Here is a 14961-nt window from a genome sequence, read left to right on the forward strand (position 1 = left end):
TCGAGACCACTCATGTACACAGACTTCGCCACACTCGGCGGAACTCTCATCTGGTTCGCCGCTCTCATCGCCCTTACCCACATCCTCGGCCACACCCTCTGACCTCTGACCCACGGTCGGCCACCCCATTCCTGAGGCGTCCGCCGAACGCCCCGCAGATGCTCTTCACACACCCGTGCAGGGAATCGCGAGTAGCGTGGTACGGGCACCTTGCCCGCCACTTTCTCGCCTTGACACGCGGCATCGTGAAACAGGCGGAAGAGGCTTCCCAACATGGCCGAATCGATCGAGATCTTGATCAAGGCCCTTGGGGATCTACGAAGACCGCCGAGCGGACGGAAGGATCTCGGCGAAGCGCTGCGCGCAGTGACCGCGGCTGCGGCCGCCACGATTGCGGGGGTCGAGTGCGCCGACATCGTCCTCATCGGCAAGGACACATTCGAATCCCACGGAGCGACCTCGTCGTTGTCCCGGGAACTCGGTCGGATCCAACTGTTGCGCCCCGGCTTCAGTAGAGGCTCTCGACGACCCGCTCGGTTGTTCCGGCGGGACTATGTGAATCGTAGTAGGACTGTTCGGCTTCGACGGGCGAGATCATCCCGATCTCACCGTGCAACCTCCGGTGATTGAACCAATCGATGTACTCGGCCACCGCAATTTCGAGGTCATCGATAGAGCGCCACGGTCCCTTGTTACGGACCAGCTCGGCCTTGAACAGCGAGTTGAACGCCTCGGCGAGGGCGTTGTCATACGAATCGCCGCGGCTGCCCACCGAAGCGACCGCGCCGGCCTCGGCAAGGCGCTGGGTGTAGCGGATAGCTCGATATTGAGCTCCGCGGTCGGAGTGATGTATCAACTGGGACAGGCCCTGACCTGCATGTTCGCGGGTCCAGATGCCCATCTCCAATGCATCGAGTGCGAGATCGGTGCGCAGACTCGTCGACAACTGCCATCCCACGATGCGGCGTGAGAAGACGTCGATGACGAACGCGGCATACGTCCATCCGGCGAACGTGCGGACATAAGTTATATCGGCGACCCACAGCTGGTCCGGTGCTGAGGCGGTGAATCCGCGGTTGACCAGGTCAGCAGGCTTGTCGGTGTCCGCTGCGGCGATCGTGGTCCGGGGGTTCTTCGACCGGGCGATGCCGCGTAACCCTTCGGCGCGCATCAGGCGCTCGACGGTGCACCGGGCCACCCGGATCCCTTGCCGCTGCAGCTCCGCATGGACCTTGCGGGCACCGTAGACGGCGTAGTTCTCGGCGTGGACCCGGTGGATTTCTTCGATCAGTTCCGCGTCGCGGACCGCCCGCGCTGAGGGTGGACGGGTCTTTGCTGCGTAGTACGTTGACGGGGCGATCTGCACACCGGTCCGAGTGAGGACTCTGCAGATCGGCTCGACCCCGTGATCGGCCTTGTGGGCGTCGATGTAGTCGACGATCACTTGAGTTTGCGGTCGAGCTCCGCTGCCGCGAAAAACGCCGACGCCGTCTTCAGGATCTCGTTGGCACGGCGCAGTTCTCGGTTCTCGCGTTCGAGTTCGGCGATTCGTTTCGCCTCGTCCGTCGTGGTGCCGGGGCGGACACCACCGTCGATCTCGGCCTGACGAACCCAGGTGCGCAGGGCCTCGGGATGGATGCCCAACTGCTCGGCGATCCGCTTGATCGCTCCTGTTTTCGATCCTGGATCGCGGCGTGCCTCGACTGCCAGCCGCGTCGCTCGTTCCTTCAGCTCCTCCGGGTACTTTCGCGGTGCTCCCATGGATCTCATCCTTCCGTGTGATGAGACCCTCCAACAGACCCGGTACGCGACAAACGCGACGCCGGCGGCCCATGTATCGACGCGGCCGGAGTTACGAGCGTGGTCTACAGCAGCGACCTCCGATCCGAGATGCGCTGGCCGCAGTTCACGGAAGAAGCCCTGATGGTCGGGGTCGGCAGTGTGTTGTCCTTCCAACTCCACACCCGCACCGACATCGCCGGTTCGCTGAACCTGTTCGCATCGAAACCGCAGGCCTTCGACGGTGCCGCAGTGGCGCTGGGCATCGCACTGGCGGCGCAGGCGGCCGCCGAGCTCACGGCTGCACGTGCTGAGCTGCATCTGCGCTCGGCGTTGGCCAGCCGAGACACCATCGGCCAGGCCAAAGGTCTTCTGATGCAGCGCTGCGGTGTCGATGCCGCCCACGCCTTCGTGATGCTGCGGACACTGTCGCAGGATCTCAATGTCGCACTGTCCCGAGTTGCCGAGCGAATCGTCGAGGACCACACCGCTTCTCTGTGATCGGTTGTCGGATCACGGAACACCAAGGCATACGAGCTCAGTCCAGGCAGAACTCGTTGCCTTCGATGTCCTGCATGACGATGCAGGACTCGTCGACGCCATCGGCGTGCAGAACCTTCACCTGCGCAGCGCCGAGCGCCACCAGTCGGTCGGACTCCGCTTGTAGAGCAGACAGTCGCTCGTCACCCTCCAAGTCTGTGCCGACGCGCACATCGAGATGCACCCGGTTCTTCACTACCTTTTCTTCGGGTACTCGCTGGAAGTGCAACCGCGGACCGGCGCCGGTCGGATCGGCGCACACGAACGCGCGTCCTTGCGACTCTGCGGGCAGGCTTGCGTCGTAGTCGGTCCATGGCGCGAACCCGTCGGGTGGCGTGGGCACCTCGTAGCCGAGAACAGCGCACCAGAAGTGCGCGAGTCGCTCGGGTTCGGTGGAATCGAACGTGACCTGTACCTGCCTGACCGATGCCATGCGGGCCACCCTAGGGAGCAGTGCCGGACCGAGCAACCGCATCTTCGGACGCGATATCGCACTCGGTCGTCGAACCGAAGGTCGATGGCGGGCATCGATTCTCGCTACCACGGACGTGGACACCGACAGCTGACGGTCGTATCCGCAGTCTCAGCGCTCGTTCACCGGGTAGGCGAGGGTCTCGCGAGTCAGATGGAACAAGCCGGGCAGCAAGAGCGCAACAACTACTACCACGACCACCTTGTCCATGGTCGGCAGGAGCATGATCGCCAGACTCGGAGCTCCGACGACCAGCCCGACGACCGCAACATTTCGGCCGGTTTTCAACCGGGTACGCCCCGTGGCCGAGAGCGGGCCCTCGGATCGGCGCACGACACTTCGATGAGCCCGGTACACCACCGAGGCGCCCCATCCGAACGCGGCCGCAGCCACGATCGACACCGCCAGCAGCAGCGCAGTCACTTCGAATCCTCCACGTGTCGTCGGTTGGTAGGGAACCGCCCGCAGGCTACCCACTGCAGTTCGGGTATTCGCGGTTGGACCGTCCGAGGCGCTGACGACACGGCCGGGATCCGTGCGAGCGGATCGACCCATTCCATTACAGGCCCGCAACGGAGCTGCAACAGTCCTTTCCGATACTCGAGAAACGAACAGACACCCTGTTCGCCCGGGAGGATGCTGGATCATCCGAGTTACACGGCTGCACTACATCTCGTTGCGCGATCCTCCATGAGCCCCCGGGGGGGAGCTCATGAACACCGGCAGCGGCTCGCGTGACGTTCCACCACCTCGGCAGCGTGACGCCGCCGTACGAACCGATCGCCTCAGGGAGACGGAATGTCAGTCGTAGAACCATCGAAGAGTTCGAGGACCCGTAAGCACCATGACGGCGCCGACTTCCACGCTGAGAAGAGCGAATACCTCGAAAAACGTTCACTTCGTAGAGGAACCGCAGGGTGGGTGCTCCTTGCGGGACTCGGTGTCAGTTACGTCATCTCCGGTGACTACGCGGGATGGAACAACGGACTCGCCGAAGGTGGATTCGGCGGCCTGCTGATCGCAGGCGTGGTCATCGCGGGCATGTACTTCGCGATGGTGCTCGGAATGGCGGAATTGTCGTCGGCCCTTCCGGCCGCAGGGGGCGGATACACCTTCGCTCGCCGGGCGCTCGGACCATGGGGTGGATTCGCGACCGGCACGGCCATTCTCATCGAGTACGCTATCGCACCTGCGGCCATCGCGACGTTCATCGGCAGTTATGTCGAATCGTTGAACATCTTCGGGATCACCGACGGATGGTGGATCTACCTCGCTGTCTATGCCATTTTCATCGGCATCCACCTCACCGGTGCGGGCGAAGCGCTCAAGGCGATGTTCGTCATCACCGCCATCGCACTCGTCGGAGTCGTGATCTTCGCAATCTCCGCGGTGGGACTGTTCGAGTCCGACAATCTCACGGACATCACGCCGACCGATGCCGTCGGTGCCTCGGGCTTCCTGCCGTTCGGCTACTTCGGTATCTGGGCCGCAGTTCCGTTCGCGATCTGGTTCTTCCTGGCGATCGAGGGCGTTCCTCTCGCTGCGGAGGAAGCGCGCGAGCCGGAGAAGAACGTGCCCCGCGGCATCATCTCCAGCATGCTGGTGCTCCTGGTGACCGGAGCGACCGTGCTGTTCCTGGCGACCGGTGCGTTGGGTGCCGAGGGATTGTCGACCTCGGGCAACCCCCTCGTCGAGGCGCTGGGCGACGGGACCTCGGCCAAGGTCGTCAACTACATCGGGCTCGCCGGGCTGATCGCCAGCTTCTTCTCCATCATGTACGCGTATTCGCGGCAGACCTTCGCGTTGTCCCGCGCCGGCTACCTGCCGACGAGCCTGTCGGTGACGAATTCGCGCAAGGCCCCCATACTCGCGTTGATCGTGCCCGGCGTGATCGGCTTCGTCCTGTCGCTGACCGGTGAGGGCGCGATGCTCCTCAACATGGCGGTCTTCGGTGCCGCCGTCAGCTACGTGCTCATGATGGTCAGCCACATCGTGCTGCGCGTGCGTGAGCCCGAGATGCCGCGTCCGTACCGCACGCCCGGTGGTGTCGTCACGACATCGTTCGCGTTGGTGATCGCTGCCGCCGCTGTGGTGGCGACCTTCCTCGTCGATCCCGTCGCGGCTCTGTGGACGTTCGCCGCGTTTGCGGCATTCATGGCCTACTTCGGTCTCTACAGCCGTCACCACCTCGTCGCGAACTCCCCGGACGAGGAGTTCGCGGCCCTCGCGAAGGCAGAGGAAGAGCTGGGGTGACGATCTGAAGCCGTCCGCGCGGCCGTGTGCTCACAGCGTGCGGACCGAGGTGGGCTCATAGACCATGACCGAAGCCGTCGGCGCTCCACGGCAGGTCAATCGGCACGGGGGAGTGCGATGGGCCCGCAGTTCGACGTCGACACGCTCCGGGTGTGGTGCACGACCGGCGAGCCGGATCCGCCAGAGATCACCCTCGCGGACACTCTCGGCGACCGTGTAATCACTGCGCCCGGCCGGACCGAAGCGTCGGAGCGTGGCAGCGAGCGCGGCCTGCTGAGGCGGAGACATGTCGGTGTAGCCGCGTAGATGGTGGTGGTGGATCCGGTCGAAGAAGTGTTCTTCGATCGTGAGGACGGACGATGCGGCGTCGAGACCGCCGTAGTAGACACCGTCGGGTACGACGACGACGTTGGCGGCGAACCGGTCTCCGCCTACGTGCGAGCATTCCCACACCTGGTCGGGCCAGCGCTCGGCCAGGGCGCGCGCGACCGGCCGTCCACGCACGGCGCAGCACGGATCGTGGTGACCGTGAGCGCAGACCAGGAGGATGGAGGGGCCGCCGAGGTCGCCGGGAGTCTCGAGGGCGGTGACGATCTGTGTCAGATCCTCCTCGCGATCCCACGTTCCCCATTGCTGACGCACCGTGCCCGAGGTCTCGCGGCGGAGCACCGCCCAATGGTCGTGTCCTCCGCGGCGACGACGGCCCGGGCGCTTGACCAGCAGTATGCGTGCGCGGGCCGCCTGCGCGGCGGAGAACACGGCCGTCTTGGTCGCGGCGTCGAGATCGAGCCCCTCGAACCCGTTCACCGGCCATCTGCCCCGGTATTCGACGAGGACCCAGACGAATCCGCGCGGGGCCGTGCCGGCCATCGGATCACCCCGCAGGCGGGCACTGTCTGCGCAGAAGAAGCGTTCGGCTGAGGCCACAGTGCACCGTCACGGTTCCGCGGGGACGAGGATCCCTGCGCGCAACAGCCGTTCGACCAGGTCGGTCCCGAGAGTTTTCGTCGGGTGGGATCCGCCGTCGAGCAGGCGCGTGACAGACGGCAGTTCCTCGTCCGCCACGGCGACACGGCCGACACGCGTGACCAGGTGTGAACCTTCCAGGCGCGCATACAGTGCGCTGCGGAGTTTCACCGTGGTGTCGGGGCCGAGATAGTGGACGGCGGCGAATTGGGCGAGCGGCCCCAGCGGTGCCGGACGGGCCTGCTCCCGCCGGGCACGACGGAACATGGAGGTGACGTCCGCCTCGGCCAGTGCGGCGATGAGATGCTCACGGACAGAAGCGATCTCGGCTTCCGGGTCATCGATTCCCATGGGCAGCGCGCCGCGCATCTCGGGATCGTCGCCGAGCGCAGCGAGCGCTGCTCGGGTCAGATGCTCGGCAAGTGCATGGCGCGTCCACGTATGGATGCCGACGGTGAGGTGGATGGAGATTTCCCCTCGGGCCTCGGCGGCATGGATCCAACCGCGCGGCAGATAGAGGCAGTCGCCGGGTTCGAGCACCGTGTCGATGCACGCCGGCTCCGCCGCGGCTCGGGCGACAGCGGCGCGGTGATCGGTCCAGGGTTGATTGCGCAGCGGCGCCGGGTGGACGGGCTCGTGGATCACCCACCTCTTGGTTCCCTCGATCTGCACGACGAAGACGTCGTGGACGTCGTAGTGGTGGCGGAACCCTTGGTTCCGAGGTGGTGTGATGTACGCGTTGACCTGGACGGGATGTCCGAGTTCGTCGCTCAGAGCGGTGCCGAACTGCGAGATCGGTTCCCATGTGCGGTGCAGTGCCTGCAGGACGAGGGTGGCGCCGTCGGCGAGGTTGCGCCAGAGCATCGTGTCGTCGAGTTGGTCGGAGATGGTCGCTCCGACCCCGCCGGGGGAGGTGAACGACGAGTCCGGCAGTGTCGTCCCGTCCTTGGCGACGCGAAGGAAGGGCGTGCGGAGTCCTCGGCGCGAGATGAGTTCGTCGACCGCCTCGGCGGAGAACAGGTCGGTGAATGTGCCGGCGCGACGCGTCAGCAGTGGTGCACGTCCCCAGATTTCGGACGCGAACTTCTCCCGACCGATGTCGATCAGGCGTGTTTCCAGGACTCCGGCGTCCGCTTCGACGCCGGAGTCCTGGATGCGATATGAGGAGTCCTCACCCTCAACTGCCTCCGTCGGCTCCGCCATCGGCACCTCCATCAGCCCCGCCGTCGGCTCCACCATCGGCGCCGCCGTCGCCACCGCTGTCGGCACCTCCGTCGGCACCTCCGTCGGCGCCGCCATCGTGAACGCCCGGGACGCCGACTGCACCGCCGTCCGCCGGGCCTTCCTGGCCTTCGTCCTTGTTCGGATCCTGCTGTGGGTCGGTCATGATTCCTCCCGAGGTCAAAAGGCTTGGGAGCAGCGGTGTTACCGGCTCCCGGAGCCTGCAGCGGTGTATTGTTCGGCCGTTGTCAGCTTATCCCGGCGTATCGGCGGCCACGTCGATTCCGGGATCATCGAACCGTTGTCCCAGTCGTTGTACCCCGCGCACTCGCAGGTGCGGCGCTGCGAAGAAGAAAAGTCGAGGCGTTGCTCGTCGATAATCGGGTACAGGAGAGTATGGCTGACGAGAATCCCGACGCGTCCAAGTTCGACCCGCAGAACCCTGATCCCGCGAACACTCCTGGTCTCGAACCCGGAGGCGGGGTGGCGCCCGGAGATACTCCGCCCGCCGAGACTGCTGTGGGCGGTCCGCAACACGAACCGCCGCAGCGCCGCAGTGCCGGGGCCCTCATCGCCATCGCGATCGTGGTGATCGTGGTCCTGGTGGTGGCTGTCGGTCTGATCATCCGAGCAGTCGGGCTGTTCTGAGCGCGCGACGAAATGAAGGTGAAGAGGTAACGGAAAAGCGAACTGCCTCGCGGTAGTAGAGAGGGGCGTGGACCGGTCGCACCACGCCACGAAGGCGATATGACGCCGCCGTATCAGTCGCCTCGATGCGACGGCGGGTTCGGCGCAACCCATGTTCCGAGCCAGACCGTCTTCACGTTGGCCAGCATCCGTCTCGACTCGGCTTCGGACGGCCTGAGTGATCGGTCCTTGAAGAAGGCCATGACGATCATGTCGGTCAGGGTCGTGACGAGGCCTTCGTGGTCGTCCGACAGCGGAGTGATCTCCCCGGCGTCGGCGTCCCTACTCATCTGCGCGGCCAGTCGGCCGTTGAGATCGGTGACCAGCGCTGTCCACCGCGCGCTGAGCTTGTCGTCGTAGTTGACCGCCTGCAGGCCGGCGACCATCACGCGGTCGCGCTCGACCCAGGCGCGATAGGACGTGCCGAAGAGCCGGTCGAAATAGTCGGCGTGGGACTCGCCGGCGCTGGATCGTCACAGCCGCACGCGCAGCGGGACTGTCGTCGCCGATCCAGAGTGTCTGGACCGCCGTGAGCGACCTGGACGGGCTCGCGGAATCGTCCCGAGCCGGCCGCATCCAAGGATTCTTCGGACGCTCCGTCGTCCACCCGAAGCAGATCGACATTGTCAACGAGGCCTACACGCCCTCGGCCGAGGAACGAGAGCGCGCGCAGCGCATCGTCGACGACGCGTCCGCGTCCTCGGCAGCGGGGGAGTCCGCGGTTCTCGACGAGAACGGCAGATTCATCGACCCGGCGGTCGTTGCGAATGCTCGCGTCGTACTCGACCGGGCCCAGGCCATCACAGTACGAGGAGCCACATCATGACCGAACAAACCATCGCCGGTCCCGACGCACTGCTGAATGCGGTCGTCGACACCGACGTCGACATCGTCGAGCTGGGACATCCCCACACGACCGGTATGCCTTGCTCACCGAACCACCCCGGATTCCGGATGACGCTCATCCGCCGGCACGGCGACATGGTGCGACCCGACGGCGGATCGGCATCGAACGAGATCATCGTGACCGGCGGACACGTCGGCACCCACGTCGACGCGCTCTCCCACGTCAGCCACGAGGGCAAGCTGCACGGCGGCATCGACGCCGAGGAAGCCCAGCGCGGTGGAAAATTCTCCCAGCTCGGCGCGGAGTCCATTCCCTTCATGCTTCGCCGTGGACTGCTCCTCGATGTCGCACGGGTCCGCGGCGTCGACTCCCTCGACGCGGGGCAGGCGGTCACCGAACAGGACCTGCGCGACGCGGCCGACGCCGCCGGTGTGACACCGCGCCGCGGTGATGTCGTGCTGATCCGTACGGGATGGGCCCGGTACTTCGACGATCCGCAATGCTATCTCGGCCAGCAGGACGGTGTTCCGGGCGCCGATGTCGGTGCGGGCCGGTGGCTCGCGGCCAGCGGCATCGCGGCCGCCGGCGCAGACACGACCGCCTTCGAACACATCCCGGCGGGCAAGGGGCACAGTGTTCTTCCGGTTCACCGAGTGCTGCTGGTGGAGAACGGAATCCACATCATCGAGCACCTCGACCTCGAGGATGCAAGCGCCCGCGGCCTGACCGAATTCACGTTCGTCATGGCACCGCTGCGCATCACCGGCGGCACCGGTTCGCCCGTGCGCCCCGTCGCGGTGGTGGCTTCGTGACCAGCACCGAGACCCGACATGACCTGACCGGAACGGTCGTCGGCCGGCTCGCCGCCCTCGCCGCCGAGATCCGCACCACGGGACTGCCCGCAGAACTGCGCAAGGACGTCGCGCGCCGGGTGCTCGACCTGCTCGGAAACTCCCTCGCGGCGCACGACCAGCCGTCCGCTCGCGCCGTCACGGAGGTGGCACGCAACTGGTCGGGCGCAGCCGCGGCCACCGGCATCGGCACCGGAGAGCGGTTCCCGGCGGCCACCGCCGCGCTCGTCAACGGAACACTCGCCCATTCGATGGATTCCGACGACACCCATCTGCCGTCGGTGCTGCACCCGTCCGCTTCGGTGATCCCGGCGGCGCTCGCCGTCGGTGAAGCAGTGGGAGCCTCCGGTGCAGCCGTTCTCGACGCTGCGGGTGTGGGTATCGAGATCGTGGTCCGCCTGGGAATGGGCGGCTACGACGAGGAACTCGGCAACTCCGAATTCTTCGAACGTGGCCAGCACGCAACTTCCATCTGCGGTGCCGTCGGTTCGGCTGCCGCCGCAGCGGTGCTCTACGGACTCGAGGCCGAAGGCATCGCGGACGCCATGGGCATCGCCGCGAGCTTCGGTGCCGGATTGCTCGAAGCCAACCGCACCGGCGGCACGGTCAAGCGGACGCACTGCGGATGGGCCGCACATTCCGGTGTCACCTCGGCAGAATTCGCTCGCGCCGGGCTCACCGGACCGCCGACCGTGATCGAAGGACGCTTCGGATTCCTGCACGCGTTCTGCGGCGATCGGGCCGACACCGCGAAGGTGCTGGACGGACTGGGCGAGCACTGGGAACTGCCGGGCATCTTCTTCAAGCCCTACCCGTGCAACCACTTCACCCACGCCGGCATCGACGCCGCGCGGGCGCTCGTCCGCGACGGTCTGGACCCGGCCGACATCGTGGAGATCCAACTCGGCGTACCGAAGCCGGTACTGCGCACGATCGCCGAGCCCCCGGCGTCGAAGGCTGCTCCCGAATCCGGTTACCACGCGGCCTTCTCGGGCCCGTTCACCGTCGCACGGGCACTGCTCGGTGGCTCGGGACTCGGTGTGGGGCATGCCGATTTCACCGACGCTGCCGCGAAGGATCCGCGCACACTCGAACTCGCGCGGCTGGTCACGAGTTACAGCGACGACCGCTGCGACGAGATCTACCCCCACCAGTTCCCGGCGGTCCTCCGGGTACGTACCCGGGACGGTTCCTGGCACGAAGCTCGCGTCGACCACAACCGAGGTGGTCCGGCGAACCCGCTCTCCGACGACGAGCTCACGATGAAGTTCGATCTCAACGTCGAAGGACGGTTGTCACCGGAGAGTGCCGCAGAGGTCGCGGGAACCGCGCTCGCACTTCCTGCCGCCGAGTCACTCGATGCCCTGATGGCGACCGTGCGCGGTTGATCCGCGCACTGTGCGGGTCGTGATGGTGTGCCGTCCGGTCGCACGCGAGAAGGCGGGTCTTCTCCGGTAGCTCTGTACCGAAGAAGACCCGCCTTCGTCGCAGCGCCTACGGAGTGCGCATGCGGGCGAGAAACTCTGCGACCATCGTCAGGACTGGGTCGCCGTTCGTAGCTCGCGGCGCAGCAGTTTGCCCGTCGCCGTCTGGGGGATGTCGGAGATGATCTCGACGAAGCGTGGGCACTTGTAGGCCGCCAGTCGCTTCTTCGTGAACGCGATCAGCTCATCGGGCGTGACCGTGGCTCCGGGGCGGAGGCTGACGAAAGCTTTGACAGTCTCCCCTCGGTACTCGTCGGGTACACCCACCACCGCTGCTTCGCGAACGGCGTCGTGTTCGTAGAGCACGTCCTCGACCTCGCGAGGCCAGACCTTGTAGCCACTGGCGTTGATCTGGTCCTTCTTGCGGTCGATGATGTAGAACCAGCCGTCGCTGTCCATGTAGCCGACATCGCCGGTGTGCAGCACGCCGTTCGGGATCGAGTTCGCCGTGGCCTCGGGGTTGTTCCAGTACCCCGCCACCACCTGCGGTCCCGCCGTCACGAGCTCCCCGACCTCGCCCGGGGGAAGATCGTTGCCGTTGTCGTCGACGATCCGCACGACGGTGTCGTAGACCGGCACGCCCACGGAGGTCGCTCCGGTCAGCTCGTCGACCGGAGCCCGCCTGCCGAGCGGCACCCCGTGTGACGGGGAGGTCGTCTCGGTGAGGCCGTAGATGTTGTGGATGTAGTGACCGAATCGCTCCTCGAACGCCGCGATGGTGCTCGGTGGAATCGGCGCTCCACCCGAGTAGATCTTGGTCAGGCTCGCCAGGGCCTCCTTGCTCGCGTTCGGGGCGTTCATCAACGCGATGAACACCGTGATCGATCCGACGGTGAACGTGGCGCGTTGCTTCTCGATGGTGTCGATGGTGTCGGCCGGATCCATGCGGTACATCAGCACCAGCGGTGCACCGGTCAGCAGCGACAGGGCGATGTGGCCGACGAGCCCGGTGATGTGGAACAGCGGTGCGACGCCGAGGACGACGTCGTCTGGACCGATGTCGATCCAGTCCCGGTAGGTCTGCGCGTTGAACGCCACGTTGCGGTGGGTTGTCATCGCGCCCTTCGGTGGGCCGGTGGTCCCGGAGGTGTACGTCAGGAAAGCGACCGTTTCGGGGCCGATCTCGGCAGGCGGCACGGTTCGGCCACGGAAGGCCGTGAGCATCTCCGCCATGTCCGTGGTGCCCGCGCACTCGATGCGTTCGACACCGGCGAGGGTGCCGCTGTTCGCACTCTGGTACTCGAGTTCCGACGTCGTGATCACGGTGCGCACGTCGGTCGACTCGACGACCTTCGCTGCTACGTCGGTGTAGAGGGATTGCAGCGCGACCAGGACCGTGGCACCGGAGTCGCGCAGGATCTCCTCGAGTTCGCGTTCGCGGTACATCGGATTGGCAGACACGGCGATGCCGCCGGCCTTCCACGTTCCGAGTTGGGCGATGACGAACTGGGGCACGTTCTGTGCATAGATCGCGACCCGTTCACCCGGCCGGAACCCTGCGTCGAGGATTCCGGCGGCGAATGCGTCGCTCAGTTCGTCGAGTTCACCTGCCGTGATCCGGCCGTCGAAGTAGCGGATGATGTCGGCGTCCGGATCGCGTTCGACGGTCGCCCGGAACATCGCCAGGGCGTCGTCGAATTCGATCGTGCGTGGTTGCCGCTGCGCAGCGTCGTACTGCGACAACCACACCTTGTCGTCATAGATGGTCATGGTTCGCCTCAGCGGATGACGATGGGATTCACCGGGGCGCCGGTGCCGTTGACGATCTTCAGCGGGGCGGCGGTGTAGAGGAAACTCCAGCGGCCGTCCGCGGCGCAGGCGTCGGCGAGGTCGTCGAGCCAGGCGATCTCCGTCAGCGTGACACCGAGATTGCGCATCAGGGCGCAGTGCAACGGCAGCGCGACGCCGCTCTGCGGGTCGTAGGTCACCTCGTTGGCGATCGTGTCGGTCACCAGGTTCGGAATCTCCTTGTCCTGGAACCACTCGACGAGCTCGGGCGAATAGGTGAGGCCGGGCTCGCAGAATCCGTCGTAGAACTGTTCGGGGTTGTTCAACTCGTACCAGTACTTGAGCCACCCGGTGCGGATGATCAGGATGTCGTGCGGCTCGATGGTCACGCCCTGGGCGGTCGCAGCTTCCTCGAGATCGCGGTGGTCGAACGTTTCACCCTTGTCGAGATAGGGCTTCCCGCGATGGCGGGCCATGTCGATGAGGACGCCGCGGCCGACGATGCCCTTCTCTGCGATCGGGAGGACGGAGGCCTTGTCCATTCCTCCGACGGTGCTGCGGGCGTCGTACCCGTTCCAGAGTTTGCCGTCGTACCAGACGTGTCCGAGTGCGTCGTACTGGGTCGATCCCTGGAGAAAGACCAAGGCGGTGTCGTCGGCGTAGTGCAGGCCGCCCGGGAAGGCCGGAGCCCCGTCGCCGTCCCAGGAACTCTCATCGAGCACGTTCTGCCGCTTGATCCCCTCACGACCCGGCCACAGCGGGTCGCCGGGGCTCTCGGCGCGTCCCATGTGGATCTGGAGCGTGAAGGTCTCGCCCGACTTGACGTGCTGGACGCCGCGCAGAACCTCCGCTGCGTCGAGGTAGTTCAGTGCACCCAGCTCGTCGTCGGGTCCCCACTTGCCCCAATTGCTCGGCGCGTTCTCTCCGAGCAGTTCGCGCATTGCGGGAGCGTCGACCTCGGTCATGTTGTCCTCCATCGGGTAAACAGCGGAAGCGAGCACACGCTCGGTGTCAACTATGGTGCACGTCACACCTGTCGACGTCAACGGTTCGATATTTTCGCGAAAATCCCTGCGAGACAGCCGTGCAAGTGGATACGCTGCCCGGAACGGTCGAGGGCCGGATGGTCAGTGTTCAGCTATTTCAAACACAGGAGTTGTCGGTGAGTGCGGTTTCGGTCGACAGGTCGGCGTCGGTCGGGGCCGGTTTGCGCCAGGTACGGATCGCGCGCGGCATGACGCTGCGAGGCCTGGCCCGGTGCATCGACGTCAGCCCGGCCACCCTGAGCCAGATCGAGAACGACAAGACCGGACTGACCGTCGATCGCTTGAACCGCATCGCCGATGCACTCGGGGTGAGGCCGGCGGAGATCCTCGAAGCCGGTCGGGCGGCGCTCACGGCACCCGCAGAGGAACCGGAAACCCTCGTTGCGACCCGGTCCGACCCACCCGGGCAGGTCGAAGCGTGTCGGCAGTGGCGGGTGTACGAACCGTTGTCGCTGGTACCCGTGCTCCAGGCCGCGCTCGAGGAGATCCTCGCCGTGGGGTATCACGGCACGAGCATGCGCGAGATCTCCAAGCGATGCGGCCTGTCGGTTCCCGGGATATACAACTACTTCACCAGCAAGCAGGACATCCTGATGACGATCTATCAGGCGACGATGGACGATCTGGAGCAGCGCACACGCGGCGCACTCGCCGAAGGGGCCGGCCGGGATCCCGTCACGGTCTTCACGTTGCTGATCGAGAACCTGGCGCTGTACCACACGCACCGCCGCGAACTCGGGTTCATCGGTGCCAGTGAGATGCGTTCTCTCACAACGGAGAACCGGCGGATCATCGCCAACAAGAGGAACTGGCAGCAGGCGGTCGTCGACGAGAAGGTGCTGGCCGCCGTGCGCGCCGGATCGTTCCGGGTCCGAAACCCCGAAGACGCCGCTCGCGCCGTGGTCTCGATGTGTACCGCTCTCCCCACCTGGTGGCGACCGGGCGGGCGGATGAGCCCGGAAGAAGTCGCGAACCTCTACGTGGAGTACGCCCTCGATCTCATGCAGTACCGAGGCACAGACCTCGACCGCGGTCCCTGACCGAACCTCGACCCCATGTCACGACGTCCCCGACCGAACCTTCGAGG

At 65.8% G+C, this 14961-nt stretch carries 15 protein-coding genes and 1 other annotated feature; of the genes, 7 read left to right on the top strand and 8 right to left on the bottom strand.

Annotated features, from left to right (window positions below; all coding sequences use genetic code 11):
- Positions 1–508 precede the first annotated feature (508 nt).
- A protein-coding gene (locus tag CKW34_RS12655) for an IS3 family transposase (protein WP_370670884.1) occupies positions 509–1761 on the bottom strand; the annotation gives its coding sequence in 2 pieces (ribosomal slippage) (positions 509–1470 and positions 1470–1761; 1254 coding nt in all).
- Positions 1352–1483 (bottom strand) — a sequence feature (AL1L pseudoknot). (Overlaps the previous gene by 132 nt.)
- 270 nt (positions 1762–2031) lie before the next feature.
- Between CKW34_RS12655 and CKW34_RS24910 the strand changes: the two genes are divergently transcribed.
- Positions 2032–2280, top strand: coding sequence for an ANTAR domain-containing protein (locus CKW34_RS24910; RefSeq protein WP_414896214.1), 249 nt, complete (start codon positions 2032–2034; stop codon positions 2278–2280).
- Positions 2281–2317: 37 nt separating this feature from the next.
- Here CKW34_RS24910 and CKW34_RS12665 read toward each other — a convergent pair whose 3' ends face one another.
- Positions 2318–2752 (bottom strand): VOC family protein, encoded by a 435-nt coding sequence (locus CKW34_RS12665; RefSeq protein ID WP_059384505.1) that lies wholly within the window; start codon positions 2750–2752, stop codon positions 2318–2320.
- A gap of 150 nt (positions 2753–2902) precedes the next feature.
- Positions 2903–3214 (bottom strand): hypothetical protein, encoded by a 312-nt coding sequence (locus tag CKW34_RS12670; protein WP_059384445.1) that lies wholly within the window; start codon positions 3212–3214, stop codon positions 2903–2905.
- A gap of 375 nt (positions 3215–3589) precedes the next feature.
- Here CKW34_RS12670 and eat point away from each other — a divergent pair, with 375 nt between their 5' ends.
- Positions 3590–5044, top strand: coding sequence for an ethanolamine permease (gene eat, locus CKW34_RS12675; RefSeq protein ID WP_059384446.1), 1455 nt, complete (start codon positions 3590–3592; stop codon positions 5042–5044).
- A 30-nt stretch (positions 5045–5074) separates the two neighbouring features.
- Here eat and CKW34_RS12680 read toward each other — a convergent pair whose 3' ends face one another.
- Entirely contained in the window at positions 5075–5971 is an 897-nt protein-coding gene (locus CKW34_RS12680; protein WP_095092030.1) for a sucrase ferredoxin, read from the bottom strand.
- Between the two features lie 9 nt (positions 5972–5980).
- Positions 5981–7336: a cupin domain-containing protein gene (locus CKW34_RS12685; protein ID WP_231921729.1), complete on the bottom strand. Its 1356-nt coding sequence runs from the start codon at positions 7334–7336 to the stop codon at positions 5981–5983.
- Positions 7337–7627: 291 nt separating this feature from the next.
- On the opposite strand from CKW34_RS12685, the gene CKW34_RS12695 reads away from it, so the two are divergent.
- Entirely contained in the window at positions 7628–7879 is a 252-nt protein-coding gene (locus CKW34_RS12695; protein WP_059384447.1) for a DUF6480 family protein, read from the top strand.
- A 113-nt stretch (positions 7880–7992) separates the two neighbouring features.
- Here CKW34_RS12695 and CKW34_RS12700 read toward each other — a convergent pair whose 3' ends face one another.
- Positions 7993–8307: a hypothetical protein gene (locus CKW34_RS12700; RefSeq protein WP_143533474.1), complete on the bottom strand. Its 315-nt coding sequence runs from the start codon at positions 8305–8307 to the stop codon at positions 7993–7995.
- Between the two features lie 140 nt (positions 8308–8447).
- On the opposite strand from CKW34_RS12700, the gene CKW34_RS12705 reads away from it, so the two are divergent.
- The 3 genes from CKW34_RS12705 to CKW34_RS12715 are packed head-to-tail and all read left to right on the top strand — an operon-like array spanning position 8448 to position 11004.
- Positions 8448–8744: an HpcH/HpaI aldolase/citrate lyase family protein gene (locus CKW34_RS12705; protein ID WP_229579244.1), complete on the top strand. Its 297-nt coding sequence runs from the start codon at positions 8448–8450 to the stop codon at positions 8742–8744.
- Positions 8741–9577: a cyclase family protein gene (locus CKW34_RS12710; protein WP_059384449.1), complete on the top strand. Its 837-nt coding sequence runs from the start codon at positions 8741–8743 to the stop codon at positions 9575–9577. Before CKW34_RS12705 ends, CKW34_RS12710 begins: the two co-directional genes overlap by 4 nt.
- Positions 9574–11004 (top strand): MmgE/PrpD family protein, encoded by a 1431-nt coding sequence (locus CKW34_RS12715; RefSeq protein ID WP_059384450.1) that lies wholly within the window; start codon positions 9574–9576, stop codon positions 11002–11004. Before CKW34_RS12710 ends, CKW34_RS12715 begins: the two co-directional genes overlap by 4 nt.
- Positions 11005–11151: 147 nt before the next feature.
- Here CKW34_RS12715 and CKW34_RS12720 read toward each other — a convergent pair whose 3' ends face one another.
- Positions 11152–12810, bottom strand: coding sequence for a class I adenylate-forming enzyme family protein (locus tag CKW34_RS12720; protein WP_059384451.1), 1659 nt, complete (start codon positions 12808–12810; stop codon positions 11152–11154).
- Positions 12811–12818: 8 nt separating this feature from the next.
- The gene (locus tag CKW34_RS12725; RefSeq protein WP_024101012.1) at positions 12819–13793 is read right to left on the bottom strand and encodes a cyclase family protein; all 975 of its coding nucleotides are present in this window, start codon (positions 13791–13793) and stop codon (positions 12819–12821) included.
- 125 nt (positions 13794–13918) lie between these two features.
- On the opposite strand from CKW34_RS12725, the gene CKW34_RS12730 reads away from it, so the two are divergent.
- A complete protein-coding gene (locus CKW34_RS12730) occupies positions 13919–14914 on the top strand; it encodes a helix-turn-helix domain-containing protein (RefSeq protein WP_331717184.1) in 996 nt (331 codons plus the stop codon).
- The last annotated feature ends 47 nt before the right edge of the window (positions 14915–14961 follow it).

Source organism: Rhodococcus rhodochrous, assembly GCF_900187265.1.
GTDB classification, from domain to species: domain Bacteria; phylum Actinomycetota; class Actinomycetes; order Mycobacteriales; family Mycobacteriaceae; genus Rhodococcus; species Rhodococcus rhodochrous.